Origin of the sequence: Larkinella punicea (genome assembly GCF_003334855.1) — a bacterium.
GTDB lineage: Bacteria > Bacteroidota > Bacteroidia > Cytophagales > Spirosomataceae > Larkinella > Larkinella punicea.
This window is the reverse complement of sequence record NZ_QOWE01000033.1, coordinates 78,259-104,909: the sequence shown is the minus strand read 5'-3', so window position 1 is coordinate 104,909 and position 26,651 is coordinate 78,259. Positions and strand designations below refer to the sequence as shown.

Below are 26,651 nucleotides of genomic sequence, written 5' to 3'. Positions count from 1 at the left end.
GAAAACGAACTAAAAAAGAAGAAAAAATAGGGTAATAGTTACCTTTGTCTACTCCTCAATACCACTTATCCACAGTGGCCCAGTTTGCATCGGCGCACACGGCCCAGTATCATCGGTATAGTCACCTATGTCCTGGTTGGGCATTCCATGGGAGGGCTTTATGCCAGAGCGTTTGCGGGTTTCAATCCGAATGACATTGCCGGTTTGGTTTTTATCGATCCAGCCGACTTTACGGAAACAAAAGAAGATTGGAATACCATTTTCAGACGGATCGGGGTTCCTGAAAAGCGAATCGATGAAATGCTATATGCGCGCCTTTATCAGCCAGCAAAGGTTGATTCCGTTCGTTTTGGTCCCTGGAGTGAAGGCCAGGTTTTGGCAGCATTAAGACGAACCGATTTTGCGGAAGTGACCCGGTTACCCGTACCCAATGTTCCCATTTACTTTTTCATAGGGGGCAGATTCGAAGTAGCTCCTGAAAGAAGAAGTACGGATTATGACCATACTAAATTCTTTGAAGTAAGGACCAACGTGAACATAGAAAGGTGGAGAAAGTTCATTTATTCCTCCAGCAAAGGCGGTGCTCTCATCTATCTTTCCAATAGCGGGCATTACTTGCACCGGGACGATGCCAGGGCGGTTATCGGTACGCTAAAAATGCTCCTGGAGAATTTAGGCGGGTAGACCGGTCTGGCGTTGGTACCAATTCTCCAGTTTCGTCATCAACTCTTCCAGTTTGATCGGCTTACCGAGAAAGTCATTCATCCCGGCATCGAGGCATTCCTGCTCGTTTCCTTCCAGGGCATTGGCCGTCAGGGCAATAATAACCGGCTGTTTGACAATCGTTTGCCGAATCAGGCGGGTGGCCTCCAGACCATCCATAACCGGCATCTGCATATCCATCAGGATCAGCCCATATTCTTTCTGGTGGACGGCTTCAAGGGCTTCCTGCCCGTTGTTGGCCAGGTCGGGTTGGTAGCCCAGTTTTTGCAGGATGTGCAGAATTACCTGCCGGTTGATTTGATTATCCTCCGCTACAAGAACATCGAAGGGGTATTTTTTACAAAAATCAATCGATAGCTTTTTCGGGGCAAGCGTCGGCAGACTCGTTGGCTGTTGCTGTTGAAACGCGTTCTGGATGTGTTTGCTGAGAAAATGCTGCCTGATGGGCTTCGTTAGAATCGAAACGAAAAGCTGCCGTTGTTCATCCTTCACTTCTTCTCCGATGGAACTGAGCAGGATAATGGGCATGTGGGCCGAACGCGCCCGGATGTGCCCGGCCAGCATCACCCCATCCATTCCCGGCATCTGCATATCGGTAATGACCAGATCGATGGCGGAGTCGGTAGCCAGCAACTCCAGCGCTTCCTCTCCGGAAGAGGTTAACACCGGCAGCATCTTCCAGGACTCGAACTGGCGTTTCAGGATGGTTCGATTCGTGGCATTGTCGTCCACCACCAGGATTCGTTTGCCCTCCTGGTTTGCCATGTTATAACTGGCGTAGGGTACCGGGCTTTTCGTTCCGGTGCGGGTCTTCATCGTAAAGGAAAAGGTAGAGCCCCGCCCCGGTTCGCTACGAACCAGAATATCCCCCCCCATCAATTGCACCAGTTTCCGGGCGATCACCAGGCCCAGACCCGTGCCGCCGTACTGCCGCGTCGTAGACGAATCCACCTGGGAGAAGGCCTTGAAAAGCCGGCTTACCTTATCAGCCGGAATACCGATTCCCGTGTCCTGCACGTCAAATGCTACATACAGTTGCCCGTCCGCATCTTCTTTTTTCAGCTTCACAAAAATGCAGACTTCGCCCTGTTTGGTAAACTTTATCGCATTTCCAATCAGGTTGATCAGCACCTGCCGCAGCCGCAGCGGGTCGCCCAAGATCTGCCCCGGCACATTTTCATCAATTTCATAAATCAGATCAAGCCCGAGTTTGGTGGCCCGGGTTCCGAACATATCCAGAACATCCTCGATGCACTGACGCAGGTTAAAATCCTCGTTTTCAAGTTCCAGATTACCCGATTCAATTTTTGAAAAATCAAGAATATCGTTGATCACGTTGAGCAACGTATCCCCGCAACTGGCAATAGTCTCGGTAAACATCTGCTGTTCTTCGGACAGGACGGTTTCCTGCAGCAAGCTCACCATGCCGATCACGCCATTCATCGGTGTGCGGATTTCGTGGCTCATCGTGGCCAGGAAAATGCTCTTGGCCCGGTTTGCTTTTTCGGCCTCGTTGCGGGCTCTTTCCAGTTCGAGGTTCGACGCCCGGAGTTGTTCGTTGGTTTTTTTCTGGAGTTCTTCATTGCGTTTTCGCTCCAGCGAAAGGTGGGCTTCCTTTTGCAGTTCCACCATTTCCATTGCCTGGCTGAATTGCAGTTCACTGTATTTCCGGAGCAGATGGGACCACAGGCCGCAAATAAAAAAGATCACGGCAGCCAGCAGAATATGAATGACGAAGGTGGACAGGTCGAAGTAATCCAGCCGGGTAAAATAAATCCCCTCGACCCCGCTGTTCTGTAAGTACCCAAAAACCGCATGATGAACCAGCACAACGATCAGAAACGGGATCTGCAATTTCCATTTCTGGTATGTAATCAACAGCGCACTACCTATAAAGGCAAAAAAATGCATTTCAAACAGCCCATGCATCTGGTAAATAAACTGGGCCATAAAAATCCCGAGCACTGTGCTCAAAACATACTGGTAAAGATCCGACGAAGGCAGAGCTTGTTTAACGGAATAATAGGCCACCAGCGAAAGCCCGCCAACCCCGAAAGCGATCAGCCAGGTGTCGTAAAAACCCGCGAATGCCAGACCAATCAAAAAATAACCGCCTAAAAAATAATTCATCAGGCGGTCGGATCGCTCCTGCACGCCATACAGAAAATCATGAGCAGAACGCCCGGTTGCGACCGGCGTGTGCTGGTTATAATCCATCATCGGTTTTGCAATAAGGCAGACTACAGCCGTAGGCGGTTAAGGCCCGCGGATCGAACGCTTTTGGGAAATCATGCCGCAGCAAGGCGGTCAGGGCCAGTTCGGCGTAGTTGGTTTTCTTGTCCGTACAATACCGGCTCCGGTTGTAATTCCCCCGGTAATAGAGCCGGTGATTTGCATCCAGAATCACGGCCTGAGGGGTAGAATAGACGCCACACCGGGTAGCAACCGACGGATCGACTAAAACCGGGAGATCCAGACCGAATTTTTCCTGAATTTCCTGGGTGGCGTAGACTTTCCTGCTCATGACCACCACGACGAAGTTGACAGCCCGGCCATACTGCCGAACCAGGGTTTTAAAATGGGTCTTGTTAAACCGCGAACACGGGCAATCCGGATTATAGAAATGAAGAAACACCGGTTTGTCAGCCTGCAAGTCCAGCAGTCCATTCAGGGCAATCACCTTTCCGGTCTTTACCGGTTTATACGCTTCGGGGAGCGGAGTTGGTAATTGATAGAGCCAGTCATTGTACCAGAATAAGGCTCCCACGGCTGACATCAGCACCAGCAGCCAGAGCATCACGAAGCTTTTTCTTACCCTATCCTCACTGGGTTTGGTCCGTTTAACGGCAATTCCCATAGCACTAAAAATGAAGTTACGTTCTCGAAAATCCGGTGTGGCAGCTTGATTGCGGGCATTGACCGCCGGGGTGTGGGTAGGGTAATTAGTGCAAAAGCAGTGCCAAGTCGGTTACAAAATGGGCATAAACGTTGACCGTACGCTCGTTTTATGCGGGGTTACGAATACCGCTACCACGGCCTGTTTATCGGGTTATTCTGAAAAACTACATTTTATTTGTATATACAAAAATATAAAATAGATTTGCGTCCTATGATACCTAGCGGTTGCCTCGTATATGATGCGTCAACTTTACCTCATTGGCTGGTTAATTGCCTTATCACATTGGACAACAGCGCAGTCCAACGATCAGAACTATGTCCTGACCCGAACGTATAAAGTTCGGGCGGCTGCCGAAGCGACCGGTATTTCATACAATGGCACGCCCAATCAGGTAGCAACACAGGTGACGTATTTCGATGGTCTGGGGCAACCAACCCAACAAATTGCGGCTTTTGCCGGCAACATTGGCCAGGACCTGATGACCCGCACCGTACACGATGCCTACGGACGCCCCTCGCAAACCTATGCCCCGGTAGCCGCTCCCGGCAACAACGGCGGCTGGGTTAGCAACCCGATCGGAACCTATTACAACTCGGCGGAAGTCTGTTCACCCACGGCCAATTATTATAACCAGTCAGTCTATGAATCTTCGCCCCTCAACCGTCCCACCGAGCAGCGGGCTATCGGCGTAACAACCGGCGTCCGGACTACTTACCAGACCAACACCGCCAATTCCGTGATTCGCTATCAGGTATGGGGGGCCAATTTACGGGACCTGGGCGTGAACGGCTATTACGCAGCCAACACCCTGACGCTGACGGAGGTCAAAGACGAAAACAACACGACGACACAGACGTTTCACGACTCCGAAAAGCGCGTGGTGCTCCGGCGGATGGTGCTGGCAACGGAAAATCTGGATACCTACTACGTCTACGATGAACCCGGCCAACTCCGGTTTGTGTTGCAGCCACAATTTCAGTTGGAAGGTAACCTCGATCGGTTTGCTTTCATGTACCAGTACAACAACCGGGGGCTAGTGATCCGTAAAAAAGTGCCCGGAGCCGGTGAACAAACCATGCTGTATGACAGCCGCGACCGGCTCAGCAGTGTGACCGATGCCCGGGGCATAATTTTTACCCACCAGTACGATGAGTTGAATCGCCCTACCCAGGTGTTGGTTAACAACAACATCCCGATTCAGTACACCTATTACGACAATTACGGTTTTAGCCTCTTTGCCAACGGGGGATTTGTCAATGAATTGGGGCTGACTGCGGCCGATCACTTTGTCAGTAATCCCCAATCCGATTCGCGCAAGGGGCTGATGACGGGCCAATCGGTGCGGCTCCTGAATGCCAGTGGCGGCTACGACAACTGGTACCAAACCGTTTTTTACTACGATAACCGCAACCGGCTCATTCAACAAAACCGGCAATTATTCGGCCTGTCGGGTTCGGCCTATGAACGCATTTCGTACCAGTACGATTTTGCGGGCAAGCGGGTGCTGGAGCGAACGACACAGTATACGGGCAGCATCACCTACCGCATCGACAAGGCCTTTAGCTATGATCAGGCCGACCGGTTGACCCAGGTGCAGCATACGGTTTACGAAAACGGCGTCCTGGTGAAGAGCTACGAACACAGTCGCCAAACCTACAACCAGGTGGGGCTGCTGGCCAGTGAGGAATGGAACACGGGCAACCTGGGTCAGATCTACAAGTACACCGCCCGGGGCTGGCTCTGCGAGCAGCAAAGTACCAAAGGACCCGGTTTTAGCCACACGTTGCAGTACCATCCCAACGGGAACGTCCAGTCGATGAGTGTCAGTACCAACGGCCAGTACAGCGGCTCGCGGAGCTTCACTTACGATCTGGCCAACCGACTGACGGCCACCAGCGGCAGCGGGAGTCTGGGCGGTTTCGACGAAAACAACATCGCCTACGACCGCAACGGCAATATAAAAACGCTAAACCGAACCTGGAACGGTCAGTTGATCGATCAATTGAATTACTTTTACACCGGCAATCAGGTCCACCGCATTGGCGACGGGGGCAACAACGCGCTGGCCGAAAAGGGGTTTGCCAACGCGACCGATTACGACAACGAGCTGCAGTACGATGCCAATGGCAACCTGACCAGCGATGCCAACCGGGCCATCAATGCCATTAGCTACAACGCGCTGAACCTGCCCCGGCAGGTGAATGTCGGCGCCAATTATGTGCAATACGATTACGACGCCCTGGGCCGGAAACGGCGCATGACGGGGCCGGGCGGGGTGGCCACCACCTACGAGGGCGATTTTGAGTACAATGCCAACGGAACGCTGCTGCGGATTGGGCTGGAAGAAGGGCAACTGGTCCGCAGCAATTCAGGCGTCTATGCAGTGCAGTATTACTACCGCGACCACTTAGGCAACGTGCGGCAGGTCGTGAGTGACAACGGGGCGGTCGTCCAGCAAACGGAGTACTACGGTTTTGGTCTGGCGGTAATCCGGCAAGGCGATGTCAACACCAACAAGTACCTCTACAACGGCAAGGAGCAGCAGTTGCAAACGCCCTGGCTGGATTACGGTGCCCGGATGTACGATCCGACAATTGGGCGGTGGAGTGTGGTCGATCCGCTGGCGGAGAACTCCTTGCTGTTATCTCCTTATGCCTATGTAGCCAATAATCCGGCTCGGAATATCGATCCCGATGGGCAGGATTATCTGGACGGCATTCAAGGGCAGTATACCCGCAAGGATGGTTCGGTTGAATCCTATGATGCGGCTGGAAGAACCCAGACAATAACGCGGTTTGAAGGTGGTGGTGGTTCAAACCAATCTGGAGACGGAGATAAAAAGCAGGAAGCACCCATTAGTGGGGCTTATCCCAACGGCACCTTACGTTCTGGGCCTGAACAAAATGCTGTTATTAAAGCTACAGTACCTAAAAAATTTGGCTCGTGGTTTACTCCCGAAGAACAAGCTGCTCAGACGGGTGTTGACATTGGTAGTGCTGTGGAAAGTGGCTTCAGTTTAATAAAAGTCGGAAAGTGGTTAAAATCTTTGTTTGAGTTTAGCAAAATCGCTAAGGGGGGAACAACTGTTTTAGAAGGTGCAGTAAAGAGTAATTATGGTCGGTTTGTAAGTAAAATACCAGCAAATTCTAAAGCCAGTTCATCATTCCAATTATTGGATGACGGTAATTATTTATTTCAAGCGACATCACCAGGTAAAGTACCAGGTTCGAGTGCCTTATATCAGAAATGGGTAAATCCACAAGGCGAAACTTTCAAAATGTTGAAAACAACATTTGCCCCTGATGGAAGTATCATTCATATTAAACCTAAATAATGTGATATGAGAAAAAGGAAAGATATTTTAACAGACTTGATTTGTTTTAACGGAAACTTGACAGAGTTACAAGGTGAATTATCTCAATATTCTTGGGATGTTGAAGAGCCTACTTTGATTATTAGCAAAGCTGATTTTTCTAATGTTATAAAGAAATGCGTTGATGAAAAAATCACTTTTGACGAGTTGGAAAATTGGGCTAATGCAATAGAATGTAGAGATGACTTGGATTTTGAAGTAGAAGAAATGCAGGAAATAATTTTCGAGTTAGCCAGTCCGGAAATCAATGGAGAAATAACGAAGCAACGACTAAAAGAAATTATTAATGAGTTAGCAGAATAACTACTATACCCTGCTAAAAATGGGATGGAAAACGGGAAAAAAGGAGATTTGGAGTTCCCCAACTCCAAATCTCCTTTTTTCCCGTGAAGCAAAGCCTCAATGCTTTTGCAAAGCTTAAAGAGAACATAAAACTTAACGGTGTGCAGGAGTCGATAAAATTTGTTGAAATATTTGTAGTAGATGGCCATCATCGTTTAAGGGCAGCAAAGGAATTAGGAATTCAAAATGTTCCGGTTCAACAAGTAAAATTGCCTTATGCAGGATACAAAACAGTTGAAGATCTAATCTATTCACCTTACTAATGGCTATTTGGCAATATCAACTATTTGTTGTCCCAGAAGAAGAGACCAATTCTTACTTTGGAGATAATTTATTTATCAATAACAATGCATTAAATGAAATTAATTGGTGGAAGTATCGCCAATTAAGCATTGATAATTTCAATAATTTTAAGTCTTTTCTACCATTAAAGCAATCTTGGTCAAGTGACATTATCCTATTTGGAGATGAAAGCTCAAACTGCATTGAACTTTTAATTGACAACAATAGAATTATTGAAATTTCTATAAGAATAGATGTAAGAAATGATTATAAAGAATTCGTATATGCACTTTGTGATTTCGCCCAGACGTATGGCTGTGTATTGTTAAATGATACTTTAAAGGTCCTTAGTTCCACAGTAAAACTGATAGAGCACGACATAATGATCCACCCACTATACAAATTATTTTTAGATAAATTGAATGAATAAATTTTAAAAAAACAACAAAATTCATTCATTCTTATCTTTTTTCGTTAAAAATTTATAAATTAAAGAAAAGCAGGACAAATAGTATTATAAAATATATATATTCACATTACCAAACCGTTCTTTGACATACTGAGATAATGTATTATTTCTGCCGTCGTTTATAAGAAGCGATAACGGGGCGGTGTCCACCAGTTGGCGGTCATCCGGCAAAGCGATGTCAACACCAATAAGTACCTCTACAACGGCAAGGAGCAGCAGTTGCAAACGCCCTGGCTGGATTACGGGGCCCGGATGTATGATCCCACGATTGGGCGATGGAGTGTGGTTGATCCGCTGGCTGATGTGGAACCAAGCTTAACACCGTACCGATATGGCTTCAATAATCCCATCGGGGTAACGGATCCGGATGGGCAGTTTGAGTATTCCGATGGGTATAGCAAACAGGACAGTAAGTATTCGACGGGGTCGATGGAGTTCAGTGGGACTTATCAGGATGGGGATGGCGCCAATAAGGGGGACGGGCCCGGGAAAGGAAAGGGTAGTGAAAGTAAGCCGAAGTTTTCAGACCTAACGGTTAATGAGCAGGCTGCCTGGCAAAAAGCATCGATTGGGGAGCGGTTCCAGGCGTTTGGAGCCGTTGATAAGATTGAACCTTCGTTTGACCTAGAGGCTGCCTTCTTGCCAATAGGCAAGGGAATCAATTTGTTAGGTAAAAGCTTTAAATGGTTAAAATCTTTTCTTAAGACAGGAGCGGATGATATTCTTGTTCTAAGTCCAAAAGAAATCCATTTTATGCAAAGTAGTATAAAAAACGTTACAGGGGAATTTACTGTTTTAGGTAATGCTGAAGCACTAAAAGCAGGAGCCTTAAACCCCAACGTATTAAAAATGAATGTGTGGAAAGACGCTAATGGAAAGATCTGGACACTTGACCATCGACGTTTAGGAGCATTTAGGCTTTCGGGCTTGGAGAAAGCACCAGTTCAGTGGGCTTCTCCAGCACAAGTTCAGAGCCAAATGTGGAAAATGACAACAAAAAATGGTGGCACTTCGGTGAAACTTAAGTTGGGTGATGGAAACAATATAATAATTAAATAACTCTAAATTAAATAATTTAAGGCATGAATGTAGAAGAATTGGTTGAATCAATAAATACCAAAGAGGATTTTATATCCTTTGTTACCGCTTTAATCAATGATTTAAAAAACAATCCTGATACATGGGAAAACAGGACTCTTTTCAACTACCTAGAAGCCCTTCAAAGTTGGACTGAGGATATGGATGGCTATTATTATAATAAGAACATTTCAGTCCCTAAAGATGTTAATTGGAAGTTTTTTGCCAACATACTTATTGCCGCAAAGTCATATGAATAAAATGCTATTGATGCCGATCAATGGCGTATTTAAGTATATTATTTTATCCGGAGTTTACAACTTTTCTAACTTTAAACGACTAATGCGATGTTTACATTCTTTTGAATTTTTGGACTCGAATAAAACGTCAGTAGTGATCCGGGGCTAAAGAATTGTTCTTTGATATAAGTAACAAGCTAACACAATTATAGCAAACGGAGTACTACGGTTTTGGTCTGGCGGTCATCCGGCAAGGCGATGTCAACACCAACAAGTACCTCTACAACGGCAAGGAGCAGCAGTTGCAAACGCCCTGGCTGGATTACTGGGCCCGGATGTATGATCCGACGATTGGGCGGTGGAGTGTGGTCGATCCGCTGGCGGAAAAGATGCCAGCCTGGTCTCCGTATACTTTTTGCTTTGACAACCCCTACAAATATGTTGATAAAGACGGAAAAATACCTTACCCAATTACAATTAGAGCATTTGCACCGTTTAAAGAATTTGGTTTTGGGTTTCATGGCGATGGTCGTGGTTATTCAACAAGTTCAAGTGCAACTGCGAGAATGCACCAAAGAATTAATTTTGATACTGACAAGTCAAGTATTTCTACGAAAGCATGGAGTTCGCCTACATACATGGCATTAGACCCAAGCAATGCCAAAACCGCAACACCATCAGTAGAATTTACAAAAGGCTTTTCAATTAGCGAAAAAGGAGATTCTAAAACTTTTAGATTTGCGACAAGTGCAGCAGCAGCTAATCCAAAAACCCCAGCAGGTACACCCGATATAAACGTATTTTCAGATTTTTCAGTTACGGAAAACAAGAAAGCAGGTACGTTATCTATTAGTGGAAAACTTACAGGCGACAATTTCCCAAGTACAGAAGCATTTGTAACAGACCCAAGTGGTAATAACTTATTTTTAGGAGTTGGGCAAATTGATGCAGGAGTTGGCAGAAATACTGGACCATTTACTGAACTACCGGGAGAAAATAGCACAAATTCAATTACAAACTTTAATCTAACAATTACAACTGATAAAAAGGGAAATTTTACGGGTGTAAAATCTGGTGGCACAACATATAGTATTCCAGATTGGAATAAAAAAATTTCAAATACTCAACCTCAAAGAAAAGAATAATGAAAATATACATAAGTTATTTTTCAACCGCATTTTTTAACTTTTGGCTCATTTCTTTTTATTTAGGGTTTTCAGCAGGCTTTGCCAGTTATATACCAATAGTAGCACTACTAGGAGTTGTTATTTTATTTGTGATAGCTATTCCAATTCTAATTTACTATTTTCGAATTGGTATCATTATAGGATTAATAGCTTGTATAATTCTTTCAGTTCATGGTGTATCCATATTTTGGGGAATTATTGAAGAGGGTTCATTCAATTGGGGCTTATTTATTCTGTCGCCTTTTTTTCTAACTTTAACGAGTATATATTTTTCTCTTAATGCTTTATATGGCACTAAGAAAATATCAAATCTTCCAAAAGATAAAAATATAAAATTAATACTTTCAAGCATTCCAATTATATTATTTACACTCTACCTTATTTTTTATGGAAAATTTTGGAATATAAACGAATTTAAAATATAGTATATGGTAGATCCGCTGGCAAATGTTTATTATGCTTAACACCATATCGGTATTTCGCCAATAATCCGGCTCGGAATATCGATCCCGATGGGCAGGATTATCTGGATGGCATTCAAGGGCAGTATACCCGCAAGGATGGTTCGGTTGAATCCTATGATGCGGCTGGAAGAACCCAGACAATAACGCGGTTTGAGCAAGGAGAAGAGGCTAATAAAAAGCAGGAAGCACCCATTAGTGGGGCCTATCCCAACGGCACCTTACGTTCCGGGCCGGAACAAAATGCGGTTATTAAAGCTACTGTACCTAAAAAGTTTGGTTGGTGGTTTACTCCCGAAGAACAAGCTGCTCAGACGGGTGTTGATATTGGTAGTGCTGTGGAAAGTGGCTTCAGTTTTCTAAAGGTCGGGAGGTGGTTAAAATCTTTGTTTGAGTTTGGACAAGCGATTAAAGGAGAGGCCAAATTTACTATCCAGTTTGGAAAGACAGAAAATCAGATTTATCATGCTTTTCGACATACTGATGCATTAGGTTTGGAAAGAACGATTGTAGAGACAGCGATAAAAAAACACTTTCCGAGCATTGCGTCTAAAATAACCGAAGGAAAGCCTCTAAACTCTATAATAGAAATTGCTGGACAAAGGATACAATATTCAGCGTTCAAGCTTTCAGATGGTACAATAAATATTGGAAGGATCCATGGAGTCAAATAGAAAACCTTCAGTTCAAGAAGAAAGGCTTCTTGAACTATTAGTAAAAAATGCTATAATAGATTTTCCCTTAAACTGGAAGAACAATTTGCTTGTCCGTTCAATGGAGGATGGAAAGATGGGTAGTTTATATTTATATCCAAATGGAGTTTATAATGAGAATAGGAAATTTGATAAGCAAGTTAGTGAATACCAGTTTAAAGATGAAGACAATGTCGAAGTGATAGCTTCTTTATATGTAGACGATAACGGTAATCTACTAGAACTAGATATTTGGAAAACAGATTTTAATCCTTTGATTAATATTCCATATAAACTTGAATAAGTATGAGAAAAATATCTACGACTAAGGAAAATATAGACCTAAAATATGGTTCAGCAAGGCGGAGGATCTGCCCAAATATAGAAAGGTCAATAGAACAGCAAGTATTCGACGGGGTTGATAAAGTTCCGTGGGGCTTATCAGGATGCTGGCGATGGACCAGGCTAGAGATAACCCCGCGAGCAGCAAGAAAAAAGATAAAGTATCCGGACCTTTTCTAAATGAAGCCGGACAACCGATTAATGCCGACGGAAGTGCTTATTTTGATCCAGGTGATCGCACCAATGCCTGGTTGTTTGCTGCCGATAAACGGGATGAAGATGATCCTACCCGGATTATTGATAACTTAATCACCTTATTTAGCCCGACCAAAGTATTAGGGGGATTAGGTCTGTTGAGTAAATCAAATCCTGGTAGTAAGATTGTTGCGGCTAAACAATTAGCTGGAAGGTTAAAATCCATTTCTTCACTTGAAAGCCAAATAGCGAAACATCAATCAAAACTTGATGAGTATATCAAAGATCCAATGAAGTTTGATAACAAAGGTTTTTTAAAAAATGCCCCTAATGATGCTGTGAGACAAAAAATTGTCGAGTCTCGTATAAATCATCTAAAACAGGAGATTCAAATTTTCAAAAACAATATTCAAAAAATAATTAATAACGAGTAATCATGAAAATAAATATTGACAATCTGCAGAAAATAACCTCTATTTTGTTACACGAATTGCAAAAATCTAAGGGAAACGAAATAGAACTAAAAAGCGATTTTTATTGGGATATTTCTTCCGATGAGTTATACAACCCCTATGGTAAGCCTGAAAACCTTTCACTAGGACAATTAACTGATGATCTCGAAGAACTTTCTAGATTAAATATATCTGACGACGCAATTGTCTATGATTTAAAACTTATATCAAATATTTTTAGGGCCTTAAGTATAGAAAATCCAACTGCATTCTGACCATTTGAATATGAGATTATTATAATAAGCTTATAGTAATCTCATTTATTATTTGATTGCACATGCAATAAATTGCAAATTCAAGAACCACAGAACCCGATCTAAATGGTATTTTTCAGCTATCCGCAACACCACAAAACAACATAGAAATCAGATGAACCATGATGAACTATCTATCAACACTGATTTTGCTCCTGTACTCGTCGATCCTATCCGCCCAGATTTCGGGGCGGGTTTGGCAGGACGCCAATGCTCTTAACAAGGCCAAAGGCACAGAACGCCCGGTAAGTTCGGTGGAAGTTAAGGCTTACGGGACTAACGGGCGATTAATCGCCCAAACGACGACGGGGGGCGATGGGACTTACCAATTGGTGGTTCCTCCACACCAGCCGGTACGGTTGGAATTTGGTAATCTGGAAAAAGGCTGGCAACCGGTGGCAAATACACCCCTGGTGCGGTTTGCCACGACACCCGCTGAGGTCAATCTGGTTGTGCAGCACCCTGCCAACCAGTTGGGGGCCAATCCACGGCTGGTTCAGACGGTTTATGTGAACGGCGACTACGGCGATGCGGGTGCCGATTCGCTCACGGCGGTGGTCATAACTGCGGCCTCCGGCGACCCATCCACGCTGAAACGAATCGCCACACCCCGGCAGGTGGGTTCGCTCTGGGGGCTGGCCTATGACCGAACTTCCCAAAGGCTCTATGCGGCCGCCCTGGCGAAACGGCACGCCGGTTTCGGGCCCCTGGGGTCGGGTGGTATCTACCGCCTGTCGCCCGACGACGGAACGGTTTTGCCCTTCATCAATCTCGATGCATTGGGTTTCGCTACGGCTCCGGCTACCCTGAAACGCGATTTGGGCAGTACCATTACGAGTGTCAGCCACGATTCGCTGATGTTCTCCCTGGTGGGCAAGTGCAGCTTGGGGGGGCTGGATGTAACCGACGACGGGCAGATGTTGTTCGTCATGAACCTTTACGACCGTGCCCTGTATGCCCTTCGTTTGCCTGCCGACGGCACATTACCCCAATCCCCGGATGTAAAAAAATTTACACTGCCCCTGACAGCGGGACAATCGGGCGACGCCCGGCCTTTTGCTGTTAAAATATACAACGACCAGGTCTATGTGGGCGTTGTTGAGGATGCCAGCCATTCGAAGCGCGTTGCGGATCTAAGAGCTGTTGTATACCGATTCGATCCGAATGCCAACACGCCTGCTTTTACCGAGGTCTTCAGCACGGCCTTGAATTATCCACGGGGCACGCTCGACTACGGCGTATCCGGGTGGCAACCCTGGACGGATGATTACCGGCAAGCCAGGGTTTCGTCGGCTCCCGACTGGCTCATCCATCCACAGCCTATCCTGGCTGACATTGAATTTGACACCGACGGGTCGATGATTCTCGGCTTGATGGATCGACTCGGACACCAAGCCGGGGATGGACAACTCTTTCGGCCGAATTCGTCCATGCCCTTGATGCCCTACCGGGGTTTGTCAGGAGGAGATATTTTGCGGGTCGCTTTTCGGAATGGTCGCTACGACCTTGAACGAAACGGCGGTGTGGGGGACCAACAGTCGGCTGGCCGTAATAACCGGCAAGGACCCACCGGGGGTGAATTTTACCACGACGATCAGTTTCAGGCTGATGGCATCGTTTGGCACCAGGAAACCGCTACAGGAGGGCTCGCCCTTCTGCCGGAGCAAGGGCAACTGGTCGTAGCCGCCCGCGAACCGGTGCCGGGTCAGTATGTGACGGGCGGTTTTCGCTGGTTTGCCAATCAGACCGGAAGTTTTGTTCGGGGGCAGGCGGTATTTCCGGGCGGGGAGCGGGCCGGTTATTTCTGGAAAACTAACAATGTGGGTGATGTCGAAGTCATCGCGGAAACTCCTCCGCTGACCCTCGGCAACCGGGTCTGGAACGATCGCAACGCCAATGGCCAACAGGATGCCGACGAGCCGGGGCTGCCAGCCATTCAGGTAACGCTCTATCGCGCAGGGAAATTGGCAGGACAAACCCAAACCGATCAAGAGGGGTATTATGCTTTTGATAACCAATCGGCAACCGGTGGTATACAGCCCCTGACGGACTACGAAATCCGCGTACCCCTGCAACAAACCGTTCATTCGGGCCTGAGCTTGCCCGCGCCGGATCGGCGCAAAGCGGTAGCCACCAGCCAGGCTGACCAAATTGACAATGACGCCATTCTGGCCGACCAGACGGCGCTGATCCGGTTTACGACCCCACCAGGGGGCGGGTCAATGCCGGGGTTAGACATCGGGCTTCAGTGTGGTTCCTGTGCTCCCGCCAGCCAGACTGCCGAGCCGGAACGTCTAACGCTCACGCCCAATCCGGCAGGTGTTCAGACGGCCGTACGCTATCGCGGGTATCAGCAAACCGGTGCATTGACGCTCACCGTGTTTGACCTACAGGGCAAGCCCCTGATGACGACTGCCGGCAATTTAACCGATCATCAGTATACACAGACCCTCAACCTGACCAGGCTGACCAGTGGTCATTACGTCGTAACCGTCAGGGAGGGCGATCAGATAACAACCGTTCGTTTCGTGAAACACTAATTTTTATGGGTATGGAACTGCTTTTCAGGAAGGCCAAATACATGGGGCTGGTTATTTTTCTGGCTTTGGTTGGCAGCACGAGCCGATACCGCTCCGGTGATTTTCCCGTGAACCCCGCTCCGTTGGCCAAAGATTGTTTTTCGGGAAAATGGGGCAACGACTTCGTGCTTTGCGATAAGGAACGGAGTGGAAAAAAGGGGAAATCCAATCAAAAGAATCGGCTGGAAGAAGAACTGGTCCTCCAGTTTAAGGGGAAAGACAAAGGGGAACTCAGTTTTTATGATTGCCGGAATACCAAACGAAGTGACCTGTCCATCTCCTTTCATTACGAAGTAGCGAATGAAGTCATTCGCTTCTACTGGGAGGGAAAACCGGATGAGATTGAAACCTACAAAGCTGCTTTCAATTTTCGGGATACGTTTCGTTACGACTGTCGCAAGGATACGCTGGTGTTTACGGACGGTTTTCTGAATAATACGCTTTACCAGGGCAGTACGTATTTTGTGCGCCGTTAATCTTCCCTTCTATGAAACGGTTTCTACTCGTTGCATTGCTGCTGTTTACTACGATCGATGCAGCAAAGGCACAAGGCCAGGTTCCTAATTTACGGCCTTCTTTGTCGCCCCAATCGCCCAATGTAGCATCGCTGGGCCGATTCGGTGAACATCCGGTCAGTTTGAATACGGGAATACCGTCGATCACCGTCCCGGTTTTCGACATCTCGGCGGGCCAGGTGCGGGTTCCGGTCAGTTTCGATTACCATGCCGGAGGGCATAAAGTAACGGATCAGGCGAGTTGGGTTGGCTTGGGCTGGGCTTTAAATACGGGCGGGGTCATTTCACGCAGCGTGACGGGTCGGCCGGATGAACTGTCGGATATTTTGTACTGGCCCGGCGTTCATCCCACCCTGGACCCCAATGTGAGTGGAAATACGGCCTGCGACAACATATTCAATTTCTTTGAACAATATAATAACCGGGTCTACGATTCCGGGTATGATGTGTTTAACCTGACTTTTCCAGGTGGACGGACCCTTAAGTTTGTGCTCATTCCGGACGGTACGGGCAGTGTTGCCACCACCATGCCTTTCGAGCGGGTTAAAATCAACTTTATACAATCCCAAACGGGAACCATCACCGGCTTTACGGTGACCGACGAAGACGGCATCGTCTATACGTTCGACCAGACCGAATCCGTCGCTTTTAACAATGGCAGCGGACAACTCAGCTACACCAGTGCCTGGCAGCTCAGCAAAATTCAGGGAAACCGACCGGATGATCTGGTTCAGTTTTATTATACATCCGTCAGTCATACCAGTACCACCGACATCGTCGATACGCAAACCATTGTGGATCAGACTTCCGGCGATTGCAGTTCTGCCTTTCTGGGCAATCAGAATTTTACTTCTGCTGCGGTCAGTACGTATCATACCACCCGCCAGTTGCAGGAAATCGTTTTTCCGGGCGGGAAACTAACGTTTTCGCCTGAAGTCGCCAATCGGGCCGACATACCCGGTCTAAAGGCGTTGGATTACATTGATGTGTATGGGTTCAACATTATTTCCAACACCTTCCAGCGAATCAAACGGATCGATCTCCAGCAAGGATACTTTCCCGCTACCCAACCTCAGAATTACGGCTATCTGAATGCCCCATTGAAACTCAACGCCGTGTTGATGCAGGATATCAATAATGGGATTATCAGTAAATATCTGTTCGAATACAACATGACCCAGAACCTGCCGGGGACCCAATCGCGCAGCCGGGATGTCTGGGGCTATTTTAACGGAGCCAACAACCCGACCACGCTTATACCGGCCCAAACCGTCAACCTGTACGGTACCGCTGGCTACATGGGTTCGACAACGATCGGTGGAGCCAATCGCTCGTGTAGCGAGCCCCACATGCAGGCCTGGATTCTGAACAAAGTAACCTACCCAACAGGCGGCCATTCCCGTTTTTTCTACGAGTCTAACCGGTATTTTGACCCCGGTACAAACGCAATTCAATTAGCTGGCGGACTTCGGGTGAACCGAATCGAGACCCAGGCATCGGCCAATGACCCGCTTAAAGTCAAAACATACCGCTACGGCTCCGGCGAAAATGGGTACGGAACCCTCAACGTGACCCTGAATAAAAGCAGTTGGTCCAATGTGTATTCCGAACAGCTTCCCCCCGACTGCCGGCAACAAACCCGCGTATTCGGCTCCAATCCCACCTCCAGCATCAGCCCGTTCGACGGCAGCCCGGTTACGTATCCGGAAGTGGCCGAGTATGAAGGCACCTACAACGGTTCGAATGAAAACGGAAAAACCGTCTATACCTTCCGAACCAGTGGTGACGTAACGTTTGGAGTAGGCGGGGGAAATTCCGGACGAACCTATGTCGCCAGTTATCATTGGGACCGGGGCCAACTGCTCACCAGAACGGTTTATAATCAGGCCAACCAGATGCTTCACCGGCAGGTCAATACGTATATGAACCCGATAAAAACAGAACTGGCAAAAGCCGGGGTCCTGATTCTAAAAAACTTGACCTACACGACCGAATGGGCCACCTATTATTCCAATCCCAGAACCCCACCCCCCTGCGACTATCTGCGCAACCAATACGCACCGCCCACCTACTATCCCTGGCCCAAAGGAAACATTCGGCTATTCCGAACCGAGGACTACCAGTACCCTGCGGGCAATGGCAATGCCGTCGCAACCAGTACCGAAACCGTGTACAACGCCGATTACCAACCGGCTCTGCAAACAGTCACAGCCGCTGATGGCAGCATCACTGTCCGGCAGATGCGGTACCCGTTTGACCTCAGTTTCCCAACGCCAGCTTCGGGGCCAACACGTGGCATCCAACTCCTGCGGAATCGGGGACAGCGGAACGTCGTTATTGAAGAATATGCGTACCGCAAAAACTACTCAGCCGATCCAAATCCGTATTTAATCGGGGGTCAATTGAATCTGTTTGAAGAAAACAGCCTCGTTCCGGGGTATGCGCTGCCAAAAGAAACACACCGGCTTCAGGTGATGGATCGTTGCTGTCTGCTGAGCAGCTACGTCCCCTTATCGCTGACAAACAGCACGGCGAACAAAGACAGCCGATACGGGCTGGAGTTGACTTATACGGCCTATGATAGCCGGGCCAATCCGCTGGAATACGTGCTGCGGAATGGTTTGCGTACACGCCTGGAATGGAATGCCTACAATTCTGGACTCGTTCCTTTTTCGGTTTTCACCAGCGAAACGTCCAATTACAATACCGCTGCCAGTTTGACGACCCGCTATGCCTATGACGTTCCGCTCCTGGGTGTAAAAACAACAACCGATCCGAATGGCTTCGCAACCCGGTATGAATACGACTATTTTGGGCGGCTGGATGCCATTCGCGACCACGACCTGAATTTGCTCAAAACCATCGACTACAATTATGCAAACGGCGAACAAAACCCCAAAAAGCTCGCTCCATTTTCAACGGTCAACAGTTCGGTCGGGAGCGGTTGTTTTTTGATTTACAACACCTTGTCCGGCAAAGTATTACAGACGATGAACGACAATACCGTTCAGCAGCAGACGCCGGTCGGCGGGCAAACCAACCAGATCTGGCGATTCGATCAGCAACCCAATGGGTCCTTTAAATTAACGACCCAGAATGGCAGTGGTCAGGCCCTTCAAACGAATTCGGCCAATCAGGGCGAGTTTCTGCGGATTGGGAACTATACCGGCACCACCCTTCAACTGTGGAATTTTAACGAAACCGCAGTCAACTCCCGACAGTACCGGGTCAGTCTGTCGGCGGGTACAACCTGGGACATCGAAGGCGCAGGAGCTGGTCCCAAAGCTCAATTGTACGGTAGCATGACCAATCCCGGCGATTTTCATTACAGCCAGCCCTATCGTTTCTTTCAGCTTTTATCCGTATCCTGTCCGGGCTGTTCGGCGCCAATCCCATCCCTGTCAGCCAACCCCTCGTCTATTTGTCCGGGGCAGACAGCGACCTTAACCGCCAGTGGCTGCACCGGCGGAACCGTCACCTGGTCAACGGGGGCCGTCGGCAACACGCTGCTGGTCAACAACAGTGGTACATATTTAGCGACTTGCACGCTCAATGGCTGCACCAGTGCGGCCGGGCAGGTAACGGTGCAAACCAACGCCAATTGCGCGGGGGGCGATGCCGTCGGAAACGGTTGCTTTGTCATTTCGAGTGTTTATTCCGGCAAAGCCATGCAGGTGATGAGCGACAACACCGTTCAACAGCAAACGCAGGTTGTGGGACAGGCCAACCAAATCTGGAAATTCGAACAACAGGGAAACGGTCAGTATAAACTCACCTCGCAAAACGGGAGCGGTCAGGTGGCGTCCGTCAACGCAGCGGGCAACGGTGAGTTGATTCGTTTGGCTGCTTTTACCAATACGACCCTTCAATTCTGGAATTTTTCCCAAACCGCAGCGGGTAGCGGACAGTACCGGGTGCATCAGTCCGCCGGAAATACCTGGGATTTAAGAAGCCGCGGAGTCGACCCGGAACTTCAATTATGGGGAAGTGTTCAGAACACCTCCGATCCGGACTATGCGGGTACCTATCGAATTTTCAGGCTCACCTCGGTGGGGTGTCCTACCTCCCCGAACTGCTACTCCATTCGCCTGGTGGCCAACGGGAAACGGTTATCCAACGCGAATGGCACCCTCAAAATACAGGATCCGGACGACAGCCAGAACGGGCAAATTTGGAAACTTGACCCTGTAGGTTCTTCCACTAAGCTCACGACCATGACCGGCACGGGCCTGGTTATCGGTGCGGCTGGCGGGAATCAAACGCTGGATACCGAGCTGGTCCTCCAATCGTATACCGGTCAGCCCCATCAGCATTGGACGCAGCAGTTGGTTACTGATGGCAATCCGGGAATAAAATACGGTTTTGTCAGTAACAACGGGAGCTTCGCCTGGTCGAGTGTCTACAATTGGGGGGGAGGAAATCCTTCCGCTCCCGCCGTGAGCGATTTCACGCTGAAACCGGTCGCCGATTTGCTCATCTATGGAGCGATGAAGTGGTTTTTAGACAGTCGAACCTGTCCCTGGTAAATCCTCAAACCGCCTTCAAAACCGGTTGGGTCGATTTGCGAATCACCAGCGTGGTGTCCAGCGTCTGGGTTTCCGGAACAAAATCGGGACCCTCCGCCAGTTGCCGCAACAGAAGCCGGGCGGCCACGCGGCCGATTTCGTTGGTCGGCTGAACGACTGACGTGAGCGGAGGGCTGACAAAGGCGCTGTGGGGCGCGTTGGAAAAACCAACCAGCGAAATATCATCCGGGATCGACAACCCGTTTTCCTGAATGCAAACCAGGGCTTCGATGGCCGTCGGATCGTTGACGGCAAACAACGCATCGGGGCGGTCAGGAAGATTCAATAATTGCTGGGTACAAAACCGGGCTTTCCCTTCCACAAAATCGCAGGGCAAAATGATCGTCTCGTCGATGGGAAACGCGTGGGCTTTCAGCGCGTCGATGTAGCCGTTCAGGCGGTTTCGGCTCATGGTCAGGTTTTCGGGGCCGGCCAGGTGGGCAATCCGTCGGCAACCCGTCTGGATCAGGTGTTCGACCGCCCGGAACGCGCCCCGGTAATCGTCCACCAGCACCTTTGACCCCTGTAATTCATCCACAATTCGGTTGAAAAATACCACCGGCAACCCCTTCCGTTGGGCCGATTGAATGTGTTCGTATTCATTCGTTTCCCGCGTAATCGCCATGATCAGGCCATCTACGCGGCTCGACAGCATGGCCTGCAAATTGTGCTTTTCAATCTCCAGCGACTCGTTCGACTGCCCGATCATGACTTTGTAACCGGCAGCATTGGCGACTTCCTGCACCCCCAGAATCACATTCGGGAAATAGGCGTGAACAAACTCGGGGACCAACACACCAATGATGTCGGTTTTGTTTTTCCGCAAACTGGTTGCAATCGTGTTGGGTTGGTAATCCAGTTCGTGGGCCAGATCCAGAATGGCTTTTTTTGTATCCGGGTTTATATCCGGCGCATTCCGCAACGCCCGGGAAACGGTTGATATTGAGACATTTAATTTAATGGCAATATCCCAGATGGTTGGTTGTTTACTTCTCATACGGACAGGGTCGGCTTCACATACTAAAGATAAAATCTCCGCTACGTTACACAAGACGCCTTCTGTTGTTTTTCTACTACCGCTCCCGCCGGGAAATCTACACGGCAATATGATTTTTTATGGATTCCGAACCAATCCGGACTTTCCTACCCGTCTCAATGCTTTTGAAATCAAGCCCGCCAGTTTCCATTCCGGCAACGTTACCGGAAACGTTTTTTTTGATTCCACTGGAAACTTGACTCCTTTCCGGTTGCTGTTCTCTTTTTACTTCTGTTAAATTCAGAAATAATTCAATAAAAAAGGCTGATTCAGCCCCGGTCGTCGAGATCCCCGTTGCCGGGTTTTCAATAGAAAACGAGTTGACTATTTGAACTATTCCAATCCATGTACCTGTATGAAAATAAATCTAAAAAAGGTTGGCTGGCTGGCACTCCTATTGCTGGCCCCCACCATCCGGCTGCAAGTCCTGGCGCACCATCCGGCTGTATCCACGAATCGTCCGTCGGCCCCAACGGCGGTGTTACAGATCCGGGGGCTGGTCACGTCTGAAACCGGCGAAACCCTGCCGGGTGTTACCATTGCCGTGAAGGGCACCACGATCGGTACCACCACCAACGAATCGGGTCAGTACAGCATCAGCGTTCCCGACGACAAGGCCGTGCTGGTTTTCAGTTCGGTGGGCTACGAAAAACAGGAAATACCGGTCGGCAACCGCAGTACGATCAATGCGGTTTTGAAAGCCGACACCAAAGCCCTGGGCGAAGTCGTCGTAATTGGTTACGGCACCCAGCAGCGCCGGGACCTGACCGGTTCGGTCGCATCCATCAAAGGCAAAGACCTGGAAAACCTGCCCGTTCAGGGGCCGCTCGAAGCCTTGCAGGGCCGGGCCGCCGGGGTAGAAATTGTGCAGAACAGCGGATCACCCGGAGGTAGCCCGACGGTTAAAATCCGGGGTATTACGTCGCTCAACGCCGGCAACAGTCCGCTCTATATCGTTGATGGCGTGCCGATTACGGGCAACATCAACGTGGTCAATCCGAATGACATTCAATCCATGGAAGTGCTGAAAGATGCCTCGGCATCGGCTATTTACGGCGCACGGGGTGCCAACGGGGTTATCATCATCACGACCAAACGCGGCAAGTCGGGCAAAACGGCCATCAACGTCAGCACCTACACCGGTTTTTCGGAAGTCAGAAAGCAGATTCCGATGCTGAATGCCGTGCAGGAACGCGATTACATCCTGAATGCCGTCCAGAATGCGGGCGTTCCGGAAGTACGGCTGGGCCTCGATACGCTGTTCAACGGCAACACGCCGGTGTATGATACCAACTGGCAGAACGAGTTGTTTCGGAACGCTCCGGTTTCCAATTATGAAATATCGCTGCGGGGCGGCAACGACAAAACCACCTATGCGGCCAGTCTGGGACTGTTTGATCAAAAAGGAGTCGTCATCAGTTCGGGCTACAAAACCTACCGCGGCCGGTTCAGCATCGATCACCAGGCCTCTTCGCGCTTCAAAACCGGGGCCAACATTCTGCTCTCAACCGCCAAACGCGACCTGATTCCAGAAGGCGACGACAACAATGCCGTGCTGACCAACGCCCTGCGGATGCTGCCGTTTTCGCCGGTGTATAATCCCGATGGTTCCTACACCTTCGTCGATCAGATCCAGCGTCCGAACCCGGTCGCCCTGGCCACCCAGAGCAGCATCTTTTCCGTTTCGAACCGCCTGCTCGGCAATATTTACGCCGACTATACGATTCTGAAAGACTTGACGCTGCGCTCGACCCTGAACGTCGACTATGCCGGCAACCGGAACGAAAACTTCATTCCCAGCACCATCCAGGGCGGAGCCGCCCGACCGGCCACGGCGTCGTATGGCGACGGTTTTAGCTGGATCAGCGAAAACACCCTGAACTACAGCCGTTCATTCGGTCAACATGCGGTTTCGGGTCTGCTGGGGTATAGCGTGCAGGAGACCCGGACGTTCAACCTGTCGGCAGCGGCCAATCAGGGTGCGACCGACAATATTCCGACCCTGAACGCGGCTGCCACCGCCACGGGTGCTTCGAGCAGCAAATCCGCCTGGGGGCTGGTTTCGTATTACGCCCGGCTCAATTACAGTTTCAACGACAAGTATTTGCTGGCGGCCACCCTGCGCCGGGACGGTTCATCCCGGTTTGGGAAAGACAATCAATATGGCACCTTCCCTTCGGTATCAGCCGGTTGGCGAATCTCACAGGAACCTTTCATGCAGGGCCTGCCTTTCATCAATGACCTGAAATTGCGGGCGAGCATCGGCGTGGTCGGCAACCAGTCCATCAGCGATTACGGGGCGCAGGGATTATACAGCACCGGGCGCAACTACATCGGCAAATCCGGCATTGCGCTGTCGGCAGTTCCCAATCCATCACTTAGCTGGGAATCGACCACGCAGTCGGACGTCGGCATCGATGTGTCGTTTCTGAACGACCGCATCGCTTTTACCGCCGATGCCTACCTGAAAAAAACGAACGATCTGCTGCTGTCTGTGAATCTGCCGACGAGTTCGGGCTTTAGTTCTGCCTTGCAAAACGTGGGCGATACGCAGAACAAAGGACTGGAATTCAGCGTTTCCAGCCAGAATCTGGTGGGCGCTTTTCGGTGGAGCACCAATTTCAATATTTCCTTCAACCGCAACAAAATTGTCCGGCTTTCCAATAACAATGCCGACATCATCCAGGCAAGTGCCGATGCAGTTTTCTTTAGCGACCGTCCCGTCGGCATTGGTCGGGTGGGCGAACCCATCGGCGTGTTCTTCGGCTACGTGTATACGGGTCGGGTGTATGCAACCTCGGAAGAAGCCAAAGCCGCCAACCTGCGGGATGGCAGCAAAACCGGGCCGCTCTATCAGGCCGGTGACATGATTTACGAAGACCTCAACGGCGACGGTGTGATCAATGCCGACGACCGGCGAATCATCGGCAACTCCAACGCCAAACACACCGGTGGTTTAACCAACACCTTCTCCTACAAAGGGTTCGACCTGTCGGTTTTCATGCAGTGGTCGTACGGCAACCAGATTTTCAACCAGACCCGCCAGTCGTCTAACCGGAGTTTCGTTTATAACGCGGCCACGACCGAAGTGCTGCGAAGCTGGCGGAAAGAAGGCGATGTGACCGACGTGCCACGGGGCGCACCCAGCACCATTGGCCGCAACGGTTTTCCTTCATCCCGCTGGGTTGAAGATGGGTCTTATCTCCGCGTCAAAACCGCTACGCTGGGTTACACCTTTCCGTCTGCCGTGCTCAAACGAATCAAAGTCGAAAGCCTGCGGGTATATGCTTCCGGCCAGAACCTGTTCACATTCACGAAATACCTGGGTCTGGACCCGGAAGTGAATTTCCGGAACAGTCTGCCGTTGCTCCAGGGCATCGACTTAGGCACGTATCCGCAGGTTCGCACTTTCACGTTTGGCTTAAATCTGGGCTTCTAACCTGACCTCGACCATGAAAAAATTTAGCTATTTCCTCTTAATCACCGCACTGCTGAGTCTGGCCAGCGGTTGTACCGATGTCCTTGATCAGGTGCCGGTGAGTGCCCTCACGCAGGGTTCCTTTTTCCAGAATGCCGCCGATGCTGAAGCCGCCATTATTGCGGCTTATGACGCCTTGCAGGGTGACGACACGCGCCGGGTGGTTTGGGGCGATGCCCGCGCCGACAACCTGAAAATACCGGTTGAAACGATTGGCGTCACCGATCCGGGCGTGCTGGATTTTCAGAATGACAACATCAGCAACAGCAGCGGTTTTGCGACCTGGGCACCTTTTTATTCGGGCATAAACCGCGTCAACAACGTACTGGCGCAGGTTCCTACCATTCAGAGCCCGACCATCGGCAGCGTCCGCAACCGGATTATGGGCGAAGCGTATTTTCTGCGGGCCTTCAATTATTTCTTCATGGTACGGCTCTGGGGTGCCGTGCCGCTGGTGCTGGAACCGACCAATTCATTGGATAAAGATCTCCAGTTGCCGCGAACACCCGCCGACAAAATTCAGGAGCAAATCATTGCAGACCTGATCGAAGCGGAAAAACTGCTGCCGGTTACCTACGCATCGAACATCGAAACCCGGGGCCGGGCCACGCAGGGAGCCGCGCAGGCCTTGCTGAGTAAGGTCTACCTCTGGCGGAGTTCGTATAACCAGACGAATGAATGGCAACTGGCGGCCGATTATGCCGCCAAAGTCCTCGCCAACCCGACCTACTCGCTGGTTTCCGGAGCCAATTACAGTACGCTTTTTACCGCCAAAAACACGACCGAATCCATTTTCGAGCTTCAGTATAGCAACGCCAATCAGGAAACGAACGGTCTTTCGGCTTACTTCCTGCCCCGCAGCAGCAAGGTGCAAACCGGTGGAAATCAGACGCTGATTCCCACCCCCAAACTGGTGGACGCGTTTGAACCGGGCGATTTGCGGAAAACCGCCAGTTTCTTCCTGAGCAACCCCCAAACCGATCAGTTTGCAAACTTACCCACGGTTGGAAAATACCTGGGAACGGTGGTCGGCAACGCCCGCTTCGGCGACAGCAACTACATCTTTCTGCGGCTGGCCGACGTCATTCTCATGCAGGCCGAGGCTCTGACGCAGTTGGGCAAAACCACCGAAGCCATCGCGCTGGTCAACCGCATCCGCAACCGGGCGGGTTTGGCAAACACGACGGCCACCGCCAAAGACGCGCTTCTGCTGGCCATTGAGCAGGAACGCTTCGTCGAGCTGTGTTTCGAAGGCCACCGCTGGTACGATCTGCTCCGAACCGGGCGCGCCAAAGCGGTTCTGGGCGTCGACAAAAAACCGTTGCTGCCGGTTCCGATTACCGAAATCATGCTCAATCCCAATCTCTTGCCCCAAAATCCGGGGTATTGATCATCTTCCAGCCGCTCATCGGTAGTCCGGCGGAGCGGCTG

At 49.6% G+C, this 26,651-nt stretch carries 19 protein-coding genes and 1 pseudogene; 17 read left to right on the top strand and 3 right to left on the bottom strand.

The annotated features are described in order from the left end of the window. Positions 1 to 84 precede the first annotated feature (84 nt). Positions 85 to 684, top strand: a complete 600-nt coding sequence (locus DUE52_RS29590) for an alpha/beta fold hydrolase (protein WP_114409725.1) — start codon at positions 85 to 87, stop codon at positions 682 to 684. Here the strand turns inward: DUE52_RS29590 and DUE52_RS29585 are convergent. Together DUE52_RS29585 and DUE52_RS29580 are read right to left on the bottom strand one after the other, a co-directional pair. Continuing rightward, a complete protein-coding gene (locus DUE52_RS29585) occupies positions 673 to 2,943 on the bottom strand; it encodes a response regulator (protein WP_114409723.1) in 2,271 nt (756 codons plus the stop codon). The two genes, DUE52_RS29590 and DUE52_RS29585, sit on opposite strands and share 12 nt — an antisense overlap. Continuing rightward, positions 2,930 to 3,580, bottom strand: coding sequence for a TlpA family protein disulfide reductase (locus tag DUE52_RS29580; protein ID WP_114409721.1), 651 nt, complete (start codon positions 3,578 to 3,580; stop codon positions 2,930 to 2,932). The genes DUE52_RS29585 and DUE52_RS29580 overlap by 14 nt, the downstream gene beginning before the upstream one ends. Positions 3,581 to 3,857: 277 nt before the next feature. Here DUE52_RS29580 and DUE52_RS29575 point away from each other — a divergent pair, with 277 nt between their 5' ends. The 14 genes and pseudogenes from DUE52_RS29575 to DUE52_RS29500 all read left to right on the top strand — a co-directional run bounded on the left by DUE52_RS29575 (position 3,858) and on the right by DUE52_RS29500 (position 20,667). Then, positions 3,858 to 6,956: an RHS repeat domain-containing protein gene (locus DUE52_RS29575; protein ID WP_114409718.1), complete on the top strand. Its 3,099-nt coding sequence runs from the start codon at positions 3,858 to 3,860 to the stop codon at positions 6,954 to 6,956. A gap of 6 nt (positions 6,957 to 6,962) precedes the next feature. Then, entirely contained in the window at positions 6,963 to 7,298 is a 336-nt protein-coding gene (locus DUE52_RS29570; protein ID WP_114409716.1) for a hypothetical protein, read from the top strand. 83 nt (positions 7,299 to 7,381) lie between these two features. Beyond that, the gene (locus tag DUE52_RS29565; protein WP_165841059.1) at positions 7,382 to 7,600 is read left to right on the top strand and encodes a ParB N-terminal domain-containing protein; all 219 of its coding nucleotides are present in this window, start codon (positions 7,382 to 7,384) and stop codon (positions 7,598 to 7,600) included. Next, positions 7,600 to 8,049 carry a hypothetical protein gene (locus DUE52_RS29560; RefSeq protein WP_114409713.1) on the top strand — a complete coding sequence of 150 codons (450 nt, stop codon included), beginning with the start codon at positions 7,600 to 7,602 and terminating at the stop codon, positions 8,047 to 8,049. The genes DUE52_RS29565 and DUE52_RS29560 overlap by 1 nt, the downstream gene beginning before the upstream one ends. A gap of 192 nt (positions 8,050 to 8,241) precedes the next feature. Further along, positions 8,242 to 9,147: an RHS repeat domain-containing protein gene (locus tag DUE52_RS32685; protein WP_222930341.1), complete on the top strand. Its 906-nt coding sequence runs from the start codon at positions 8,242 to 8,244 to the stop codon at positions 9,145 to 9,147. Positions 9,148 to 9,170: 23 nt separating this feature from the next. Further along, positions 9,171 to 9,425, top strand: coding sequence for a DUF7660 family protein (locus tag DUE52_RS29545; RefSeq protein ID WP_114409712.1), 255 nt, complete (start codon positions 9,171 to 9,173; stop codon positions 9,423 to 9,425). A 212-nt stretch (positions 9,426 to 9,637) separates the two neighbouring features. Beyond that, a pseudogene (locus tag DUE52_RS29540) lies at positions 9,638 to 10,549 on the top strand (RHS repeat protein); the annotation flags it as partial. Continuing rightward, positions 10,549 to 11,016: a hypothetical protein gene (locus DUE52_RS29535; protein WP_114409708.1), complete on the top strand. Its 468-nt coding sequence runs from the start codon at positions 10,549 to 10,551 to the stop codon at positions 11,014 to 11,016. The pseudogene DUE52_RS29540 and the gene DUE52_RS29535, both read left to right, overlap by 1 nt. A gap of 696 nt (positions 11,017 to 11,712) precedes the next feature. Then, positions 11,713 to 12,048: a DUF6984 family protein gene (locus DUE52_RS29525; RefSeq protein ID WP_114409705.1), complete on the top strand. Its 336-nt coding sequence runs from the start codon at positions 11,713 to 11,715 to the stop codon at positions 12,046 to 12,048. 142 nt (positions 12,049 to 12,190) lie between these two features. Then, positions 12,191 to 12,715: a hypothetical protein gene (locus tag DUE52_RS29520; RefSeq protein WP_114409703.1), complete on the top strand. Its 525-nt coding sequence runs from the start codon at positions 12,191 to 12,193 to the stop codon at positions 12,713 to 12,715. A gap of 2 nt (positions 12,716 to 12,717) precedes the next feature. Further along, positions 12,718 to 13,008 carry a hypothetical protein gene (locus tag DUE52_RS29515; RefSeq protein ID WP_114409702.1) on the top strand — a complete coding sequence of 97 codons (291 nt, stop codon included), beginning with the start codon at positions 12,718 to 12,720 and terminating at the stop codon, positions 13,006 to 13,008. Between the two features lie 161 nt (positions 13,009 to 13,169). After that, positions 13,170 to 15,587 carry an SdrD B-like domain-containing protein gene (locus DUE52_RS29510; protein WP_114409701.1) on the top strand — a complete coding sequence of 806 codons (2,418 nt, stop codon included), beginning with the start codon at positions 13,170 to 13,172 and terminating at the stop codon, positions 15,585 to 15,587. Positions 15,588 to 15,598: 11 nt separating this feature from the next. After that, entirely contained in the window at positions 15,599 to 16,102 is a 504-nt protein-coding gene (locus tag DUE52_RS29505) for a hypothetical protein (protein ID WP_114409699.1), read from the top strand. 11 nt (positions 16,103 to 16,113) lie between these two features. Beyond that, on the top strand, positions 16,114 to 20,667 hold the full coding sequence (locus DUE52_RS29500) for an RICIN domain-containing protein (protein WP_114409696.1): 4,554 nt from the start codon (positions 16,114 to 16,116) through the stop codon (positions 20,665 to 20,667). Positions 20,668 to 20,671: 4 nt separating this feature from the next. On the opposite strand, the gene DUE52_RS29495 is transcribed toward DUE52_RS29500, so the two are convergent. Further along, positions 20,672 to 21,703, bottom strand: a complete 1,032-nt coding sequence (locus DUE52_RS29495; protein ID WP_114409695.1) for a LacI family DNA-binding transcriptional regulator — start codon at positions 21,701 to 21,703, stop codon at positions 20,672 to 20,674. A gap of 394 nt (positions 21,704 to 22,097) precedes the next feature. Between DUE52_RS29495 and DUE52_RS29490 the strand changes: the two genes are divergently transcribed. Further along, positions 22,098 to 25,181 (top strand): SusC/RagA family TonB-linked outer membrane protein, encoded by a 3,084-nt coding sequence (locus DUE52_RS29490; RefSeq protein ID WP_114409693.1) that lies wholly within the window; start codon positions 22,098 to 22,100, stop codon positions 25,179 to 25,181. A gap of 13 nt (positions 25,182 to 25,194) precedes the next feature. Then, positions 25,195 to 26,610 carry a RagB/SusD family nutrient uptake outer membrane protein gene (locus DUE52_RS29485; protein WP_114409691.1) on the top strand — a complete coding sequence of 472 codons (1,416 nt, stop codon included), beginning with the start codon at positions 25,195 to 25,197 and terminating at the stop codon, positions 26,608 to 26,610. Positions 26,611 to 26,651: the final 41 nt, after the last annotated feature.